Raw genomic sequence first — 17,552 nt, forward strand, 5'->3', positions numbered from 1 at the left:
GGGAGCATTGCCGCATGACGGCCCCTCAGGACTCCCCCGCACCCGTGCCCGCCCCCGCGGCCAAGAGCTTCGATCCGGCCGCGGCGGCCGCGGCGGCCACCGAAGCGATCCTGCACGACACCCTGCACGGCTCCCGGCGCGGGGTGGTCGTCGACTCCCCGCCCGGCGCCGGCAAGTCCACCCTCGTGGTGCGGGCGGCCCGCGAACTGGCCGCCGCCGGACGCCCGCTGATGGTGGTCGCGCAGACCAACGCCCAGGTCGACGACCTCGTGCTGCGGCTCGCCGAGAAGGACCCCCAGCTGCCGGTCGGCCGGCTGCACAGCAGCGAGCCCGGCGCGTTCGACCCGGCGCTGGCCGAACTGCCCGCGGTCCGTACGTCCGCGAAGGCCGCCGATCTGGCCGGGATGGACATCGTCGTGTCGACGGCCGCGAAATGGGCCTACACCAAAGTCGACGAGCCCTGGCGGCACGCCATCGTGGACGAGGCCTACCAGATGCGGTCCGACGCGCTGCTGAGCGTCGCCGGGCTCTTCGAGCGGGCGCTGTTCGTCGGCGACCCGGGTCAGCTGGATCCGTTCAGCGTGGTCGGCGCGGAGCAGTGGGCGGGGCTGGCGTACGACCCGTCCGCGAGCGCGGTGTCCACCCTCCTGGCCCACAACCCCGATCTGCCGCAGCACCGGCTGCCGGTCTCCTGGCGGCTGCCCGCCTCGGCCGCGCCGCTGGTCTCCGCCGCGTTCTACCCGTACACCCCGTTCCGCAGCGGTACCGGCCACGGCGACCGCCGGCTGGCGTTCGGGGTGCCGGGCGACGGCTCGGGGGTGGACCGGGTCCTGGACGAGGCCGCGGAGTCGGGCTGGGGCCTGCTGGAACTCCCCGCCCGCCGTACGCCGCGTACGGACCCGGAGGCGGTCCGCGCGGTGGCCCAGGTCGTGCGCCGGCTCCTGGACCGCGGTGGCGCCGCGAGCAGCGAGGCCCGGCGGGACCCGGACGGCGGGGCCGCCGTCCCGGTGCCGCTCACGGCGGCCCGGATCGCGGTCGGCACGGCCCACCGCGACCAGGCGGCGGCCGTCCGCGCCGCGCTCGCCGAGCTGGGGGTTTTTGGGGTCGCGGTGGACACCGCCAACCGCCTCCAGGGCCGCGAGTTCGATGTCACGGTCGTCCTGCACCCGCTCTCCGGCCGCCCCGACGCCACCGCGTTCCATCTGGAGACCGGCCGGCTGTGTGTGCTCGCCTCCCGCCACCGGCACGCCTGCATCGTGGTCTGCCGGGCGGGCGTCGCCGACCTGCTGGACGAGCACCCCTCGACCGAGCCGGTCCGCCTCGGCGTCACGGTCAAGTTCCCGGACGGCTGGGAGGCCAACCACGCCGTCCTCGCCCACCTGGCGGAACACCGGGTGGCGTGGCGTCCTTGAGGAGATCGTGACGTCCTGGGGGGGGCGTGGCGTGCCGAGAGGCGTGGCGTCACCCCTCCCCTCGTCGGCCCGGGAACGGCGGCGGCGGACACCCGCGCCTGCCCCCTTGCGCGGGGCGGGACAATGGAATGCGGCACACGATCTGGGAGGTAGGTACATGTCCGAGCCGCGACCGGCTCCCGACCCGCGTGGTACGGCGCCGGGACCACGGCGGATGAAGCCCGCGCAGCTGCTCTTCGAGCCGCCCGAGGCCGTCACCGACCCCGAGCACTTCTTCGGCCTGGAGTCGATGGAGGACCCGCGCGAGCTGCTCGGCCGCGCCACGGAGCTGGCGCTCGCCTTCCGCGCCGCGGCCGACCGCGCCACGGAGTTCCAGGCGCTGGCCGCCGCCCAGCTCGCCGACCCCAGCCGGTTCGACCGGATGCCGCTGGCCGCGCTCGCCGAGCAGGCGGAGTGGACCGAGGACTACGCCCGGAAAATGATCGAGTTCGGCCGCGGCCTGATGCGCAGCGGCAGCACCCTGCCGGGCGAGACGGACTGAGCGCCCCGGCCCGGCGGCCGCCCCGGGAACCCCGTCCGCACCACCCGCCTCACCACGGCTCATGGTCCATGATCATGAGCCGGTGGCATATGCGAGAGGCGCAAGATACCGGCTCCCGCGACGCCCCGCCCTGTTTTCCCCCAATCAGCTCAGCGGGCACCCGCCGCATCGGTAGACCTGTCCCCCATGACCGACTGGCTGCCTGAGACACCCCGCACCCTGGCCTTCCCCACCGCGGCGTACGTCACCCTCGCGGGCGCCGACTGGCTCGCCTCCGCCAGCCCCCGCCCGGACGAGATGCACACCCTGTGGGCCACCCGCCCGGCCGCCCCCAGCGCACTGCCGTGCGGCACCGCCTTCGACGTGATCAACGCCCCGGCGCTCTTCGGACGGCGCATGCTGGACCGGTTGTGGTCCGACGGCCCCGGCTCGGGCCCGGTGGCGGCACACCGCGGCCGCATCCTGCTGTTCGCCGCCCCGGGGACGGCCCAGCGGCTCCCGGCCCTGCTCGTCTGGGAGGAGTGGGCCGCCGCCGTCCCCCCGCTGCTGTGCCACGGCACCGGCGATGCGGTGACCGTCCCGCCCCTCCACCCCCGCCGGACGGCCGCCGGGGACGGGCCCGCCGACGCCGCCCCTCTCCCGGCCGCCGAGGACCTGGCCGCCCCGTCATTCTCCCGCTGGCTGGTGGCGCCGGACGTCCGCAGCCCCTGGCTGCCCGGTCCGGACGTGCTGTTGTGGGCCTGTCTGCGCGCCGCCCGCTCCCTGGCCGGCCCCGGGCGGGAAACCCCAGCTCAGCATCGCATTCCGGCGCTGACCGCGGGCTGAGACAAACCGATTTTTGTCCTCCCCGACCATGATGCTAATGTTTTCCCCGTCAGCAGGCGCCGCTAGCTCAGTTGGTTAGAGCAGCTGACTCTTAATCAGCGGGTCCGGGGTTCGAGTCCCTGGCGGCGCACAGACAGTCGAAGGCCTCCACTCCGGTGGGGGCCTTCGTCGTATGCCGGCGGGCTCACTCCCGGCCGGATACCTCGCCCCGGGCCGCCGGCGGGCGTCAGCCGCGGCCGACCTTGACCGCCCAGTCCCCGTCGGTCGTCCGCCCCGCGACCTGGATGCGCACGCCGTCCCGGGCGTCGTCCATGCCCTCCCCCACGCCCAGCGGTGCGTCCGCGAGCGGCGGGTAGACGGAGGTGCCCCCGCAGGCCGAGGTGCCCGGGTGCCCGTCGAGAACCTGCACGGGCCCCGATCCGGAGGGGGTCTCGCTCCGCACGCGGTAGACCAGGACGCCCTCGGTGCACAGGGAGCGGTCGTTGCCCAGGGCACCGCGCGCCTCGATGGCCAGTGCGCTGTCGGGCCCCGTACGGACCACCAGGAGCCGCGGCCGGCGCTGGGACCGGGGCTCCTCGGGGGCGGACAGGGTACGCAGCGAGTGCGGGGCGGGGCTGGTCAGGTCGACGCAGTCCACCTGGCTGTCGGCGATCCAGCCCAGCTTCCACTTGTGCCAGGCGAAGGGGTCGGGCGCCAGACCGAACTGGCTGCCCATGAGGTCCCAGTCACCGACGTAGGTGTCCCAGTCACCCTTGCCGCTCTGCGGCCGGTGATAGAGGTCCGGCAGGTCGAAGACGTGACCGGTTTCGTGCGCGAGGACATTGCGGTCCGGCGGGCTCTGCTCGAAGACGGTGACGAACCGGCGCAGATCGCGGTCGTCGGCGTGCATCGGCTGTTGGAGGTTGACGACCTTGGTGGCGTCCGAGTCGACGCCGGGCGCGTCCGGGTCGGCGACGAAATAGACCACGTCATAGCGGCCGAAGTCCACCGAAGGGTCCGCGGCGGCGACGGCGTCGCGCAGATAGTCGGAGCGCCGGCCGGCGTCCCAGTCGCGCCGTATCCCGTAGGAGGCGGACGGGCGGGGCATCTGGACCCAGTGGCCCTGGATGTGCGGACGCAGCCGGAACTTCCCGTACGAGGCGCGGTCGAAGAAGCCGGAGGTGGCGGGGAAGTAGGCGCGGGAGAGCTCCTGCGGGGTGGCGGACGGCCGGGCGTCCGGGAAGGACAGGAAGATCATGACGGCGTTGAGCGGACGGTCCGGGCGCGGGTAGGCGCCGTTCCAGGTGTCCAGGCCCTCGGAGTGGTGCGCGTCCGTGCGCCCCAGGGCGCAGGAGAGGGCGGCCTCGGAGGCGGTGGCGGGTCCGGCGACGATGGAGGTCGCGATGAGCGCGCTCAGAGAGGTGACGACGGCCGCGACGCGCCGCAGACGGCGGCGATCCACCCCGTCGGGTGTCCGGGCGCGCGGCACATCTACCTCCAGGGACGGATTCGGAGACCTCATCTACCCTGTGGCGATTTAATGCTATTCGTCCTGTTTTGCGGACCCGGACGAGTGACCGGCGCGCCTTCATCGGTTCGTAACGGAAAGTCACAAACAGCCAATGGGGCATTCGGTACGAACAGACCCGGGCAGAAATGGCCGAAGATCCGTCATGCGAGCGGATGATCACGGCTGCGTCGCTGGATCGGCCGTTGCGCCAGCCTCTATGATCGCCACACTTTCCAGCGCGAGATCCCCCCTCCATCACGAGACAGCGCCATGCGGGAGCGAGCAGTGAGCGGACACCCCGACAGTCCGGGCCGCACGCCCGGAGCGACGCTCCCCTCAGTGACGGAGCGTAACGGTACGACCAATGCATCCGCCGACGCACGGCGTGCCCCCGCCGGCCACTGCGACGACACCGCGGCCTCGCTCGGCGACTACCGCGCCACCTTCCACGCCGCGCGGCTGGCGATGGCCGTCCTCAACCGCGACGGCCTGGTCCTCGCGGCCAACTCCGCCTTCGGGGAACTGGTCGGCGCCGACCCGGCCGAGCTGGTCGCCGCGACCGCGGCGGACCTCACCGACCTCGGCGCCGACCCGCTGGTGTGGACCGCCTACCGCGAGGTGCTGTGCGGCCGCAGCGACCGGCTGCGCTGCACCCGCCGCCTCAAACACCCCGAGGGGCACTCCGTCTGGGTGGAGGTCACCGTCGAGCCGCTGACGCCGGAACCGCTCAGCGGCGAGGAGCGGATGCTGCTGTCGGCGGCGGACATCAGCGACCGGCACGATCTGCTGGCCCGGCTGCGGCATCTGCAGATGCACGACCCGGTGACCCGGCTGCCCAACCGGGCACTGTTCTTCGAGCGGCTTTCCGCCGCGCTGGAGACCGCCTCCTTCGCCCCGTCCGGCACCGGCCGGATCGGGCTGTGCTACCTCGACCTGGACGGCTTCAAGGCCGTCAACGACACCCTCGGGCACCGCGTCGGCGACCGGCTGCTGAGTGCGGTGGCCCAGCGGCTGACCCGCATCGCGGAGAACGCGGCGGAGCGCGCGCCGGGCCGGACGGGGCACCTCGTCGCGCGACTGGGCGGTGACGAGTTCGCTCTTTTGGTGGAGGACTCCACCGGCACCGAGCAGCTGGCCGAGCTGGCCCAGTGCGTCCTGGACGCCCTGCAGCGCCCGTTCGACCTGGCCGGGCAGCGGCTCTCGGTGTCGGCCAGCATCGGCGTCGTGGAGCGGACCGCGACCGGCACCACCGCGACCGGCCTGATGCAGGCCGCGGACACCACGCTGTACTGGGCCAAGGAGGACGGCAAGGCCCGCTGGACGCTCTTCGACCCGGAGCGCAACGCCCACCGGATGACCCGGCAGGCGCTCTCCAGCACCCTGCGCCCTGCCGTGGACCGCGGCGAATTCACCCTGGAGTACCAGCCGCTGGTCGGACTGGACGACGGCCGGGCGCAGGGGGTGGAGGCGCTGGTGCGCTGGCGGCACCCGCAGTTCGGGACGCTGTCGCCGAATCGGTTCATCGCCCTGGCGGAGGAGAACGGCGCGATCGTCGAGCTGGGCCGCTGGGTCCTGGAGCGGGCCTGCCACCAGGCACGGGCCTGGCAGCTGGCGCACCCCGGCCAGCCGCTGTTCGTCAGCGTCAATGTGGCCGTACGTCAGGTGTGGGACTCCGACCTGGTCGCGGATGTCGCCGGGATCCTCGCCGAGACCGGGCTGCCGCCGCGGCTGCTGCAGCTGGAGCTGACCGAGTCGGCCGTGATGGGCTCGGCCGGCCGGCCGCTGCAGGCCCTGCAGGCGCTCAGCGACATGGGCGTACGGATCGCCATCGACGACTTCGGCACCGGCTACTCCAACCTCGCCTACCTCAGCCGCCTCCCGGTGTCCGTACTGAAGCTGGACGGCTCCTTCGTCCGCGGCTTCCGCTCGCAGGAGCACCCCAACCCGGCGGACGAGACGATCGTGGAGGCGCTGGTGGCGCTGGCGCACCGGCTCGGCCTCACCGTCACCGCCGAGTGCGTGGAGAGCGCCGAGCAGGCCGAACGGCTCCGCCGGATCGGCTGCGACACCGGGCAGGGCTGGCTCTACTCCCGCCCCGTCGCCCCCGACCGGGTCGAGGCCCTGCTCGACGCGGGCCGGCACACGGGCGCCTGAGGAAGCTCGCACACCGCGGAGAAGTCCCGCCGCGAGCGCGCGCCCCTCACGGCGAGGATCCGGCCACATCCTCACCGGCCCCGGCCACCACGTCCGACGCCTACATCCCGTACGCGTCCGCGATCAGTTCGTACGAGCGCAGCCGGGCCGGGCCGCCGTGGGCGTTGGCGGTGATCATCAGTTCGTCGGCGCCGGTGCGCCTGGCGAGATCGTCCAGGCCCTGGCGGACGGCGTCCGGAGTGCCGTGGACGACATTGCCGAGCCAGGTGTCGACGAAGTCCCGCTCCATGTCGCTGAAGCCGTACGCCTCGGCCTCCTCGGGGCTGGGGACCAGGCCGGGGCGGCCGGTGCGCAGCCGGACCATGGACAGCGCGCCGGTCATGACCTGGCGGCGGGCCTCTTGCTCCTCCTCGGCGGCGAGCGCCGCGACGCCGATCAGGGCGTACGGCTCGGACAGCACCCCGGAGGGACGGAAGGACGCGCGGTAGAGGTCCAGCGCGGGGAGGGCGTTGGCCGCGGAGAAGTGGTGTGCGAAGGCGAACGGCAGACCGAGGGAGCCGGCGAGCCGCGCGCTGAAGCCGGAGGAGCCCAGCAGCCACAGGGGCGGCCGGTGCCGGGACTGGACGCCGCCGGGCGAGGTGGCCTGCACCGGTCCTGGGACCGCGTGGATCCTGGCGTAGGGGTGGCCGTCGGGGAAGGAGTCGTCGAGGAAGCGGGTCAACTCGGCCAGCTGCTGGGGGAAATCCTCCGCCCCCTCGTGCAGACGCTCGGTGCGCCGCAGCGCGGCGGCAGTGGCCCCGTCCGTGCCCGGTGCGCGGCCCAGGCCCAGATCGATACGGCCGGGGGCCATCGCCTCCAGGGTGCCGAACTGCTCAGCGATCACCAGCGGGGCGTGGTTGGGCAGCATGACGCCGCCCGAGCCGAGACGGATGCGCTCGGTGTGGGCGGCGAGGTGGGCGAGCAGCACCGCGGGCGAGGAGGAGGCGACGCCGGGCATGGAGTGGTGCTCGGCGACCCAGTAGCGGTGAAAGCCGCGGCGTTCGGCCGTCCGGGCGATGCCGACGGCCGTACGGACCGCGTCGGAAGCGGTGCGGCCGGCGCCGACCGTCACCAGGTCGAGCACCGAGAGGGGGACCGGAGCGGTGCCCGGTGCCGCGCCTCGTATCCCGTCGCCGCTTTCGCGGGTCGCCTCGTCGCTGTCCCGGGCCTTGTCTCGCTCGCCGCTCACGGTGCGGGTCCTCCTCGCGTCGGTGGTCTGCGAGGAGGACAACCGGAGCCGTTCTCCACTTATTCCCGGGTCAGATCGCCGAGCCGGAACGCCGGGTGGCGTCGCCGGGTGGCATCGCCGGGTCGGATCGGGCGTGCCTCCTAGACGTGCGCCGTCCGCGAGAAGAGGGTGCCCAGCACCGGGCAGGACACCGTGCGGTCGAGCAGCCGCAGCCCTTCCCAGACCGTCACCTGATTGGCGGTGAGCACCGGCTTGCGCAGCTCCGCTTCGAGGGCCGGCAGATGCTCCGCGGTGTGCAGTGCGGTGTCCGGCAGCAGCACCACCTCGGCGTCGGGATGGTCGCCCGCCCGGGCCAGCGCCAGCACCTCCTCGCTGCCCCAGGTGCCGACCTCGGCGGCGGTGATGATGCCGCTCGAGCGGGTCGAGACGACCTCCGTGCCGGCGGACTTCAAGAACGCGTGGAAGCGCTCGGCCACGTCGTCGGGGTAGGTGGCGGCGATCGCCACCCGCCGGGCCCCGAGCGCCTGGACGGCATGGGCGAAGGCGAAGGAGGTACTGGAGGCGGGCAGGCCGGCGGTGACGGACAGCTCCCGGACCTGTTCGTGCGCGCCCTCCCAGCCGAAGACGAAGCTGGCGCTCGTACAGGCCCAGACGACCGCCTCGGCGCCGCGCTCCTTGAGCTCGTCGACACCGGCCGCCAGCCGCCCGGCGGAGCCCATCTCCAGCAGCGCGTCGACCCGGTGGGCGTCCTCGCCGATGTCGGTGTGGACGAGCGGCAGACGGACCGCGCCGCCCAGGAGCGATTCGAGCCGGGGGTAGTCATCCTCCGCGGAGTAGCCGGGGTAGAGGAAGCCGACCGATGCCATGCAGTTCTCCCTTGCGTGTACGGCTGCGGGTGCAGGGGCTTTCGTGGAGACGGGTGGTTCGTGGGTGCCGGTGGTTCCCGGAGACGGATCGATCCCTTCGTCCATGCGGGTGCATTCACCGGTGCGGAGGGACCCTCGATGCGGGTGCGTCCACCGGGTGGTGCACCGAGGTGCGGAAGGGGCGTGGAAGGGTGCGGAGGACGCTGCCGGCGGGTGGGGCCACACCGGCAGCATCCGTGGTGGTGGGCAAGTGCCCCCGCCTCACACCGGGGGCAGACCTCCCGTGTCCTCGGGCGGATGGGGCGGGGGTTCGAGTCCGTCGAGGGCTTCCCCGTCCGGTGCCGGGGCGGATCCGGCGAAGGCGGCCGCGGGGGTCGCCCCCGTCAGCCCTTCGCCCGGTCCCGCCTGCTCCGATCCGGTCATCGCGGCCGGGCCGCGGCGCGCCACCGGATCGAGCAGCGCCTGGTACGGGCCGACCGCCTCGACGCCGATGGCGCGCAGCGCCGCCCACATCGTGACCTGATTGGCGGACAGCACCGGCATCCGCAGCTCGGCCTCCAGCTGCGGGATGACGTCGTAGGTCGGCAGATTCGTACAGCTGATGAAGAGGGCATCGGCGGAGCCGACGACGGCCGCGCGGGCCATGTCGACGACGTCGCGGTAGGGCACCTTCCAGATGTGCCGCGTCAGCCCGAGGTAGGCGCGGCCGGTGACCGTGATGCCTGCTTCACCGAGGTAGTCCTCCAGGGAGTCGGTGACCGATTTCGTATAGGGCGTGACCACGGCGATGCGCCGTGCGCCGATCTCGCGCAGCGCTTCGATCAGTGCGCCCGATGTCGTGAGGGAGACGACCTCCCCCGCCTGGGCCATGGCTGCGCACATGGCCCGTTCGCCCGCCACCCCGGCGACAAAGCTGCCGGATGTGCAGGCATACGAGATGACCTGCGGTGATACCGCGCACAGCGCCTGAACGGCGGCCTGCAGCGTTTCGTGCTCGCTGACCAGACGGGCCAGATCCAGACTGACCTCGACGGGCACAAAAGGGGTGCGGGTGAGGTGGAGGGACACGTCGTCGGGGACCCAGCGCCACAGCTCTCTGTCGAGAGCGAAGTCGAAGGGAGCGACGACGCCCACGCCGAGCTGCGGCTGTGGGCCACCCAGAAAAGAGACGTCCATGAAGGCCCCTAGAACAAAGCGAAGGGCTGGAATGGCCAGGCCAGTGGCCGGGGAGGAAGTGCAGCCGGATCAAGCCGGGACGTCGGAACAGAGCCGTTGTTGACACCGTAGATACGACTTCTTAGCGTGGTCAATCCTCGCATCCCAGGCATCTGTCGGCGCCCCTTTTCATGGAAAGGGGCACACGTTTCAGAACGGTTTCTGGCCCATGTCCGAAAGCACCGTCCTCGTCCTCGGTTCCGACCCGCCGCCGAAGCTCGACCGGCTCACCGGCCGGGCTCGGGTGATCTTCACCGATGAGGACTCGCTCGCCGACCGACTCCCCACCGCCGACGTCCTGTTGGCCTGGGATTTCACCTCCGATGCGATCCGCAGAGCCTGGCCGGAGAAGGGCCCCAGGCCCCGGTGGGTGCACACCGCGAGCGCGGGTGTGGACCAGCTGCTGTGCCCGGCGCTGATCGCCGACGACACCCTGGTGACCAACGCCCGGGGGGTCTTCGAGCAGCCGATCGCCGAGTACGTGGCCGGGCTGGTGATCGCCATGGCCAAGGACTTCTACGGAAGTTGGGAGCTGCAGCGGCAGCGGCGCTGGCAGCACCGCGAGACCCTGCGGCTGGCCGGCAGCCGGGCGGTGGTGGTGGGCTCCGGGCCGATCGGCCGGGCCATCGGCACCACTCTCCTGGCACTGGGTGTCAAGGTCGATCTGGTCGGCCGCCGGGAGCGCCGGGACGACCCGGAATTCGGCCTCGTCCATGCGAGTGACGCCCTGAACGGCCTCCTGCCCCAGGCGGATTGGGTGGTCTGCGCGGCGCCCCTGACCGAGGCCACCCGCGGCCTGTTCGACAAGGCGGCGTTCTCCCGGATGCCGCCGCGGGCCCGGTTCATCAACATCGGGCGCGGGCCGCTGGTCGTCGAGGACGCTCTGGTCGCGGCGCTGCGCGAGTGGCGGATCGCGGCGGCGGCGCTGGACGTCTTCGAACAGGAGCCGCTGGCGTCGGACAGCCCGCTGTGGGACGTGCCGCATCTGATCGTCTCGCCCCATATGAGTGGCGACACCCTGGGCTGGCGGGACGCCCTCGCCGAGCAGTTCCAGGACAACTTCGACCAGTGGTCGGCCGGCAAGCCGCTGCACAACCTCGTCGACAAGCGGCTCGGGTACGTACCGGTGCGGTGACGGCGCCGGCTGCCGGACCGGACGCCACCCGCCCCCGCCACCGTCCCGCCCGGGGCGGCCAACGCTCGGAGGACGTATGACCACCGAACCGACCCACCTCGCCGACCTGACGGCCACCCGGCTCACGGCCGGGTACGCGGCCGGCGAGTTCTCTCCCGTCGAGGCGGCCCGGGCGGTGCTGGAGCGCGCCGAGGCCGCGCAGGCCGCGACGAACTGCTTCGCCCGGATCGACCCGGACGAGGCGCTGTCGGCCGCGAAGGAATCGGAGGAGCGCTGGCGGGCCGGTACGCCTGCCGGGCCGGTGGACGGGGTGCCGGTCACCGTCAAGGACCTGATCCTCACCCGGGGCGTGCCGACGCTGCGCGGTTCGCGGACGGTACGGGCCGAGGGCCCGTGGGAGGAGGACGCTCCGTCGGTCGCCCGGCTGCGGGAGTCGGGGTCGGTGTTCGTCGGCAAGACGACCACCCCGGAGTTCGGCTGGAAGGGCGTCACCGACAGTCCGCGGCACGGGGTGACGGGCAATCCGTACGACCCGGGGCGCACCGCGGGCGGCTCCAGCGGCGGCAGTGCGGCGGCGGTGGCGCTGGGCGCCGGGCCGCTGAGTCTGGGTACCGACGGCGGCGGTTCGGTCCGTATCCCGGCGTCGTTCTGCGGGATCTTCGCGCTCAAGGCGACCTACGGGCGGGTGCCGCTGTATCCGGCGAGCCCGTTCGGGACGCTGGCGCACGTCGGGCCGATGACCCGGGACGCGGCGGACGCGGCCCTGATGATGGAGGTGATCTGCGGCGCGGACTGGCGGGACTGGTCCCAGCTCGGCCCGGCCGGCGGGTCGTTCCGGGAAGCGCTGGCGGGTCCGGTGTCCGGGCTGCGGGTGGCCTACAGCCCGTCACTCGGCTGGGAGGTGCCGGTGGCCCCGGAGGTCGCCGCGGCGGTCCGGGGGGCCGTTGACACGCTGGCCGGGCTCGGCGCGTCCGTCGAGGAGATCGACCCGGGCATCGCGGACCCGGTGGAGGCCTTCCACACGCTGTGGTTCAGCGGCGCGGCCCGGGTGGTGCAGCATCTGGACGACGCGGAGCGGGCGCTGCTCGACCCGGGGCTCCAGGAGATCTGCGAGCAGGGCGCCCGCTACAGCGCACTGGACTACCTGGCCGCCGTCGATACGCGGATGGCGCTCGGTCAGGCCATGGGACGCTTCCACAGCGCCTACGACCTGCTGGTGACCCCGACCGAACCGATCACCGCCTTCGCGGCGGGCGTCGAGGTACCGCCCGGATCCGGCCACACCCGCTGGACGGGCTGGACACCGTTCACCTACCCGTTCAACCTCACCCAGCAGCCGGCCGCGACGCTGCCCTGCGGGGTGGACGGCGCGGGGATGCCGATCGGCGTCCAGCTGGTCGGCGCGCGGCACGCGGACGCGCTGGTCCTGCGCGCCGCACACGCCCTCTACGAAGCGGGGACCGCGGAGATCCCCGCGCCTCCCGTCCCCAGGGGCTGACCGCGACGTCCCGTCGTCCGCCCCCGAAGAGAGGGGACGGCGACGGGACTGAAGACAGGCCCTACGCCCGCCGGAAGTTGAGGGTCTCCCCCAGGGCTCCGGCCCGCCACAGGTCCTGGCAGGCGTCGGCCATCCGGTCCAGACCGTCGACGACACTGCCCCACACGATGCCCGGCACCCAGCCCGCGTCACCGTTGATCAGCAGATTGTTGCGCTCGTAGAACAGCGCGAGGTCCACAACGGTGGCGCGGCCCTGGTGTTTTGCCTGGGTCTCGTAACCGTAGGACTTCGTTCCCAGTTGGGTGTCGGTGAAGGTGAAGTAGCACAGATCGCCGGGGATCGGGGTGATCGTCGGGTTCTCCAGCGGCGGCTCCTCCGGGGCGAACGGCGCGAGCAGGGCGTAGATCTCGTTGCGGGCGTATTTGGCGTGGTAGACGTCGCCGCCCAGCGGGAGCGCGTCCCATACGGCATTGCAGGTGATCGGCGCGCGGTCGTCGAGCAACTTGGCCGTGCAGCTCACGCCGCGCTTGTCCAGGGAGACTTCGATGAAGCGATCGGTCATGCCCCGATCGTAGGTGGGCAATACCGGCGTACGGAACAACTCCGGGGCGCTTGCATCAAGGGCTGGAAACGATCGGCATATATGCCAGGCGTTCGGGTAGCCGCGCGCCCATGGCTCCACCACAGGAGAACACCAAAATGATCAAGAGAAAATCGGCCGGAGACATCCGGCGGCGAACGCTGCTCGCGGGGGTGGCGGCGCTCGGCGCGGCGGGTGCGATGGGAGCGGGCACGGGCTGCTCCCGGGTGGATGTCTCCGGGGCGACCGGAGGCGGACACCAGCTGGAGGATCTGCGGAAAAAGGGCACCGTCCGTATGGGCATCGCCAGCGAGCCGCCCTATGCCTCCATCAACAACAAGGGCGAGCTGGCCGGCGAGGCCCCCGCGGTGGCCAAGACGATCTTCCGGCGGCTGGGCATCAAGAATTTCGAGCCGGTACCGGTCGAATTCGGCGCACTGGTGCCGGGGCTGCACTCCTTCCAGTACGACGTGATCGTCGCCGGCATGTTCATCAACAAGGCCCGCTGTGCGGCCGTCCTCTTCTCCGACCCGGATTACGAGAGCAAGGACGCTTTCCTCGTCCCCAAGGGCAACCCGAAAAATATCCACACCTATGCGGATATCGCCAAGAAGCACCTCCGGATGGGCTCCGGTATCGGTTATGCCGAGATCGACTACGCGGTCGGCAACGGCGTCAAGAAGAGCGCCATCCAGACCTACGGCGACCAGATCGCCGGCATGGAGGCCCTGGAGGCCGGCCGGATCGACGTCTTCGCCGGCACCGCGCTGACCATGATCGAGGCGCTGAAGACCGGCGCCCACCCCAAGGTCGAGATGACCCGGCCGTTCACGCCGGAGGTCGACGGCAAGCCCCAGCGCGACGGCGGCGGCTACGGCTTCCGGATCGGCGAGACCAACCTGCGCGACGCCTTCAACCGCGAGCTGCAGAAGATGAAGAAGAGCGGCGAACTCCTGCGCATCGCCCGGCCGTACGGCTTCACCAAGGAGTTCCAGACCGACCTCACGGCGAAGGAGCTCTGCAAAAAGTGACCGGCGCCCTGTGGCAACTCTTCTTCGAGGGTCTGTGGATCACCGTCCAGCTGATGATCTACAGCGCCGCTCTGGCCGCGGCCGTCGCCTTCGGCGTCGGCCTGGCCCGCACCTCACGGTTCTGGATCGTCCGCTTCCTGTCCGGGGTCTATGTGGAGTTCTTCCGCGGTACCTCGGCCCTGGTGCTGATGTTCTGGCTGTTCTTCGCGCTGCCGCTGCTGGGCTGGCAGTTGGTCGGTATCTGGGCGGGCACCCTGGCCCTGGGCCTGTCGTACGGCGCGTACGGCTCCGAGATCGTCCGCGGCGCCGTCCAGGCGGTGGCCCCCGCCCAGCGCGAGGCGGCCATCGCACTGAGCTTCACGCCCTGGCAGCGGCTGCGGAAGGTGATACTGCCGCAGGCCGTCCCCGAGATGATGCCGCCCTTCAACAACCTGCTGATCGAACTGCTCAAGGGCACCGCGCTGGCCTCGCTGCTGTCCATCGGTGAACTCACCTTCCAGGCCAAGCTCGCCCGGCTGTCGACGGGCCAGAGCGCCCAGATCTACGGCATCATCCTCGTCCTGTACTTCGCGGTCGCGTTCGTGCTGACCCGGATCATGCGGGTGCTGGAGCGCCGCGCCAAGGCCTCCATCGGCCGGGCGGTGCCCAAGGGTGAGGGCTGGTTCTCCCGCAAACTGCCCGTCGAGAAGCAGGGCCCCGAGGCGCTGGCCACCGGAGGAAAGCCGTGAACAACTGGTCATGGAGCTACGTCGGCGAGATCATGCCCGACATCCTCAAGGGCCTGTGGATCACCGTCCAGGCGACGTTCTACGGCTCGCTGGTGTCCTTCGCGCTCGGGCTGGTGTGGGCGCTGGCCCTGCGCGCACCGAGCCGCTGGGTGACCTGGCCGGTCAGCATCTTCGTCGAGTTCATCCGCAACACCCCGCTGCTGGTGCAGCTGTTCTTCCTGTTCTTCGTCCTGCCGACCTGGGGTCTGGCCTTCGCCCCGCTGACCACCGGTGTCATCGGCCTGGGCCTGCACTACTCGACGTACACCTCCGAGGTCTACCGCGCCGGTATCGACGGGGTGCCGCCCGGCCAGTGGGAGGCCGCCACGGCGCTGAGCCTGCCGCGCCGGCGCACCTGGACCGCGGTGATCCTTCCGCAGGCGTTCCGCCGGGTGGTGCCCGCGCTGGGCAACTACGTCATCGCGATGTTCAAGGACACGCCGCTGCTGGCCGGTATCACCGTCGCCGACATGCTCTTCGAGGCGAACAGCATCAGCGCCACCACCTTCGACTACCTGGAGCCGATCACCGTCGTCGGCATCCTCTTCGTGGTCATCTCCTACCCCACCTCCCTCCTCCTGCGAGCCCTGGAGCGTCGCCTTGTCCGCTGACCACACCCCCTCGAAAGACACGGCCACCCCGGCGGACGGGACCTCCCCCCGGACGGAGTCCGGGGAAGGCACCGAGCTGATCCGCTTCGACAAGGTCACCAAGCGGTTCGGGACCAACACCGTCCTGGACTCCCTGGACTTCACCGTCTCGTCCGGCAAGCACGTCACCCTCATCGGCCCGTCCGGTTCCGGCAAGACCACCATCCTGCGGCTGCTGATGACGCTGCTGAAGCCGGACGAGGGGACGATCAAGGTCGGTGGCGAGTATCTGACCCATGAGGAAAAGGGCGGCAAGCTCGTACCGGCCGGGGAGAAGCACTGCCGCGAGGTGCGCAAGAACATCGGCATGGTGTTCCAGCAGTTCAACCTCTTCCCGAACATGAAGGTGCTGCGGAACATCACCGAGGCGCCGGTACACGTCCTCGGGCTGGACAAGGACGCCGCCGAGGAGCGGGCCCGCGACCTCCTCGAACTGGTGGGCCTGACCGCGCACCTCGACAAGTACCCGACCCAGCTCTCCGGCGGCCAGCAGCAGCGGGTCGCCATCGCGCGGGCGCTGGCGATGCGCCCGCAGGTGCTGCTGCTGGACGAGGTGACCTCCGCGCTCGACCCGGAGCTGGTGGCCGGGGTGCTGGACGTCCTGCGGGACATCGCGCACACCACGGACATCACGATGCTGTGCGTCACCCACGAGATGAACTTCGCCCGGGACATCTCCGACTGCGTGATGATGTTCGATCAGGGGCGGGTGATCGAATTCGGGCCGCCGGAGCGGATCTTCAGCGAGCCGGAGCACGAGCGCACCCGGGAATTCCTGAGCGCGGTGCTGTAGCGCGGTGCTGGAGAGCGGCGCCGGCGAAGGGCAGCCGCCGGGCGCCGGGGCCGGTGTCGTGAGCTGACCCGGCGTCGTACGGCCGGATCTGGCTCCCCGGGTTTCGGGGGGCCGGGCGACCGGCTTTGGGACCGACTCACGGAACCGGCCACAGATGTGGCCGGTTCCGTGCCCTTCGGGGGCACTCCCCCTCCCCCGCCCCGGGGTATACGGGTGCCGTGGGGCGCAAAGCACCAGGACACCGGGGGCATCTTGACCTTGGCATATGCCGAAGTCTCAAGCCCCGGCACAGAAACGACAAGCACGCTTCTTTTCAGTCAAGGCCCCCTCCCCCGAGGGCCGTTGACCGCTATCGTGAGGGCAACGCCGTTGTCCGGGACCGGCCGCCAAGCGTCGGCCGGGACCGCCAACGACCGTCATGCCGCAAGCGGTAACAACCTGCTAGGGGGACACCGTGGCGCTGAAGCCCGAGCCGACCGCGCCGTTCCATTCGGTGCAGTACGCCCTTCGCGTGCTCGAAACGATCTCCAGGCACACCAACGGTGTGACCGATGCGCAGATCGCCCGCGAAGCGGGACTGTCCCCGGGCCAGCTCGCCCACATGCTCTCGATGCTCCGGCGCGAGGGCTACGTCGAGCAGGTCACCGACGGCGCGTACGTCGTAGGTGAATCGCTCCTGCTCCTGGGCGCGGGCGGCGACCGCGACCAGGCGCTGCGCGACAAGCTCCAGCTCACCCTCGACCACCTGCGCGACTCGGTCGGCGCGGCGGTCTACATCAGCCGGTACATCGACGGCGAGGTGAAGATCCTCCATTACGCCGACGGACCGCTGGCCCCCAAGGTCAACGAGTGGGCCGAATTCCACCGCACGGCGCACGCCAGCGCGGTCGGCAAGTGCCTGCTGGCGCAGCTCGACCACGACGGCCGCAAGGATCACCTCTCGCGCCACAAGACCGCCCGGCTCACCTCCCGGACGATCACCAACGAGAAGGTCCTGTTCCACAAGCTCGACAGCCAGCCGCCCACGGTCCCGGTCCTCGACCTCCAGGAGTACGCCGTCGGCACGGTCTGCGCGGCCGTACCGATCACCGCCGGTGCGACGGTCGGCTGCCTCGCCCTTTCCATGCCGCTGGAGCACGCCCACCGCCTGCGCCAGGCCGCCGACACCCTCAACCGCCAGGCCGCGCCGGTACTGCTGTCGCTGGCGATCTGAGGCCTTTCGCCCCGACCCGCTTCCGTGGTCATGAGCACCCCTCTCGACCAGGTAGTATTTCTTTCGTCAGCGCGCGCCGCTAGCTCAGTTGGTTAGAGCAGCTGACTCTTAATCAGCGGGTCCGGGGTTCGAGTCCCTGGCGGCGCACGTATGAA

Annotated in this window: 16 protein-coding genes and 2 tRNA genes; 13 read left to right on the top strand and 5 right to left on the bottom strand. The window is 71.4% G+C overall.

What is annotated here, in order from left to right; genetic code table 11:
* Positions 1-14 precede the first annotated feature (14 nt).
* The 4 genes from CFW40_RS12085 (at position 15) to CFW40_RS12100 (ending at position 2,908) form a co-directional block, all read left to right on the top strand.
* Positions 15-1,412, top strand: a complete 1,398-nt coding sequence (locus CFW40_RS12085; RefSeq protein WP_088797792.1) for an AAA domain-containing protein — start codon at positions 15-17, stop codon at positions 1,410-1,412.
* A gap of 157 nt (positions 1,413-1,569) precedes the next feature.
* Positions 1,570-1,953 (top strand): hypothetical protein, encoded by a 384-nt coding sequence (locus CFW40_RS12090; RefSeq protein WP_256331499.1) that lies wholly within the window; start codon positions 1,570-1,572, stop codon positions 1,951-1,953.
* Between the two features lie 186 nt (positions 1,954-2,139).
* Positions 2,140-2,778, top strand: a complete 639-nt coding sequence (locus CFW40_RS12095) for a bifunctional DNA primase/polymerase (protein WP_088797794.1) — start codon at positions 2,140-2,142, stop codon at positions 2,776-2,778.
* A 56-nt stretch (positions 2,779-2,834) separates the two neighbouring features.
* Positions 2,835-2,908: transfer RNA gene (locus CFW40_RS12100), tRNA-Lys, on the top strand.
* A 96-nt stretch (positions 2,909-3,004) separates the two neighbouring features.
* Here the strand turns inward: CFW40_RS12100 and CFW40_RS12105 are convergent.
* Positions 3,005-4,246: a M6 family metalloprotease domain-containing protein gene (locus tag CFW40_RS12105; protein ID WP_256331791.1), complete on the bottom strand. Its 1,242-nt coding sequence runs from the start codon at positions 4,244-4,246 to the stop codon at positions 3,005-3,007.
* Positions 4,247-4,606: 360 nt separating this feature from the next.
* On the opposite strand from CFW40_RS12105, the gene CFW40_RS12110 reads away from it, so the two are divergent.
* Positions 4,607-6,421 carry a bifunctional diguanylate cyclase/phosphodiesterase gene (locus CFW40_RS12110; RefSeq protein WP_088797796.1) on the top strand — a complete coding sequence of 605 codons (1,815 nt, stop codon included), beginning with the start codon at positions 4,607-4,609 and terminating at the stop codon, positions 6,419-6,421.
* A gap of 100 nt (positions 6,422-6,521) precedes the next feature.
* On the opposite strand, the gene CFW40_RS12115 is transcribed toward CFW40_RS12110, so the two are convergent.
* From CFW40_RS12115 to CFW40_RS12125, 3 genes are all read right to left on the bottom strand, one after another.
* Positions 6,522-7,649 (bottom strand): LLM class flavin-dependent oxidoreductase, encoded by a 1,128-nt coding sequence (locus CFW40_RS12115; RefSeq protein ID WP_088797797.1) that lies wholly within the window; start codon positions 7,647-7,649, stop codon positions 6,522-6,524.
* Between the two features lie 140 nt (positions 7,650-7,789).
* Positions 7,790-8,515, bottom strand: coding sequence for an aspartate/glutamate racemase family protein (locus CFW40_RS12120; protein WP_088797798.1), 726 nt, complete (start codon positions 8,513-8,515; stop codon positions 7,790-7,792).
* Positions 8,516-8,776: 261 nt separating this feature from the next.
* Positions 8,777-9,691, bottom strand: a complete 915-nt coding sequence (locus CFW40_RS12125; RefSeq protein ID WP_088797799.1) for a decarboxylase — start codon at positions 9,689-9,691, stop codon at positions 8,777-8,779.
* A gap of 208 nt (positions 9,692-9,899) precedes the next feature.
* Between CFW40_RS12125 and CFW40_RS12130 the strand changes: the two genes are divergently transcribed.
* Positions 9,900-10,865 carry a D-2-hydroxyacid dehydrogenase gene (locus CFW40_RS12130; protein WP_088797800.1) on the top strand — a complete coding sequence of 322 codons (966 nt, stop codon included), beginning with the start codon at positions 9,900-9,902 and terminating at the stop codon, positions 10,863-10,865.
* A 76-nt stretch (positions 10,866-10,941) separates the two neighbouring features.
* Complete coding sequence (locus CFW40_RS12135) at positions 10,942-12,363, top strand: amidase (protein WP_088797801.1); 1,422 nt, start codon at positions 10,942-10,944, stop codon at positions 12,361-12,363.
* 61 nt (positions 12,364-12,424) lie between these two features.
* On the opposite strand, the gene CFW40_RS12140 is transcribed toward CFW40_RS12135, so the two are convergent.
* Entirely contained in the window at positions 12,425-12,925 is a 501-nt protein-coding gene (locus CFW40_RS12140) for a DUF3830 family protein (protein WP_088802066.1), read from the bottom strand.
* Between the two features lie 110 nt (positions 12,926-13,035).
* Between CFW40_RS12140 and ehuB the strand changes: the two genes are divergently transcribed.
* From ehuB to CFW40_RS12170, 6 genes are all read left to right on the top strand, one after another.
* Positions 13,036-13,974, top strand: a complete 939-nt coding sequence (gene ehuB, locus CFW40_RS12145; protein ID WP_088797802.1) for an ectoine/hydroxyectoine ABC transporter substrate-binding protein EhuB — start codon at positions 13,036-13,038, stop codon at positions 13,972-13,974.
* The gene (ehuC, locus tag CFW40_RS12150) at positions 13,971-14,702 is read left to right on the top strand and encodes an ectoine/hydroxyectoine ABC transporter permease subunit EhuC (RefSeq protein ID WP_088797803.1); all 732 of its coding nucleotides are present in this window, start codon (positions 13,971-13,973) and stop codon (positions 14,700-14,702) included. The genes ehuB and ehuC overlap by 4 nt, the downstream gene beginning before the upstream one ends.
* Positions 14,703-14,734: 32 nt before the next feature.
* A complete protein-coding gene (gene ehuD, locus CFW40_RS12155) occupies positions 14,735-15,352 on the top strand; it encodes an ectoine/hydroxyectoine ABC transporter permease subunit EhuD (protein WP_256331790.1) in 618 nt (205 codons plus the stop codon).
* Positions 15,342-16,184 (top strand): ectoine/hydroxyectoine ABC transporter ATP-binding protein EhuA, encoded by an 843-nt coding sequence (gene ehuA, locus CFW40_RS12160; protein ID WP_371127133.1) that lies wholly within the window; start codon positions 15,342-15,344, stop codon positions 16,182-16,184. Before ehuD ends, ehuA begins: the two co-directional genes overlap by 11 nt.
* Positions 16,185-16,638: 454 nt before the next feature.
* On the top strand, positions 16,639-17,397 hold the full coding sequence (locus CFW40_RS12165) for an IclR family transcriptional regulator (protein WP_088797805.1): 759 nt from the start codon (positions 16,639-16,641) through the stop codon (positions 17,395-17,397).
* A gap of 73 nt (positions 17,398-17,470) precedes the next feature.
* Positions 17,471-17,544, top strand: a tRNA-Lys gene (locus CFW40_RS12170).
* Positions 17,545-17,552 lie beyond the last annotated feature (8 nt).

Source organism: Streptomyces sp. 2114.4, assembly GCF_900187385.1.
GTDB lineage: Bacteria > Actinomycetota > Actinomycetes > Streptomycetales > Streptomycetaceae > Streptomyces > Streptomyces mooreae.

What these genes read in the sequence shown, in the direction of transcription:
- CFW40_RS12085 (WP_088797792.1), top strand. Translation starts at nt 15, where the DNA reads ATGACGGCCCCTCAGGACTCCCCCGCACCCGTGCCCGCCCCCGCGGCC.
- CFW40_RS12090 (WP_256331499.1), top strand. Translation starts at nt 1,570, where the DNA reads ATGTCCGAGCCGCGACCGGCTCCCGACCCGCGTGGTACGGCGCCGGGA.
- CFW40_RS12095 (WP_088797794.1), top strand. Translation starts at nt 2,140, where the DNA reads ATGACCGACTGGCTGCCTGAGACACCCCGCACCCTGGCCTTCCCCACC.
- CFW40_RS12120 (WP_088797798.1), bottom strand. Translation starts at nt 8,515, where the DNA reads ATGGCATCGGTCGGCTTCCTCTACCCCGGCTACTCCGCGGAGGATGAC.
- CFW40_RS12125 (WP_088797799.1), bottom strand. Translation starts at nt 9,691, where the DNA reads ATGGACGTCTCTTTTCTGGGTGGCCCACAGCCGCAGCTCGGCGTGGGC.
- CFW40_RS12130 (WP_088797800.1), top strand. Translation starts at nt 9,900, where the DNA reads ATGTCCGAAAGCACCGTCCTCGTCCTCGGTTCCGACCCGCCGCCGAAG.
- CFW40_RS12135 (WP_088797801.1), top strand. Translation starts at nt 10,942, where the DNA reads ATGACCACCGAACCGACCCACCTCGCCGACCTGACGGCCACCCGGCTC.
- CFW40_RS12140 (WP_088802066.1), bottom strand. Translation starts at nt 12,925, where the DNA reads ATGACCGATCGCTTCATCGAAGTCTCCCTGGACAAGCGCGGCGTGAGC.
- ehuB (WP_088797802.1), top strand. Translation starts at nt 13,036, where the DNA reads ATGGCTCCACCACAGGAGAACACCAAAATGATCAAGAGAAAATCGGCC.
- ehuD (WP_256331790.1), top strand. Translation starts at nt 14,735, where the DNA reads ATGCCCGACATCCTCAAGGGCCTGTGGATCACCGTCCAGGCGACGTTC.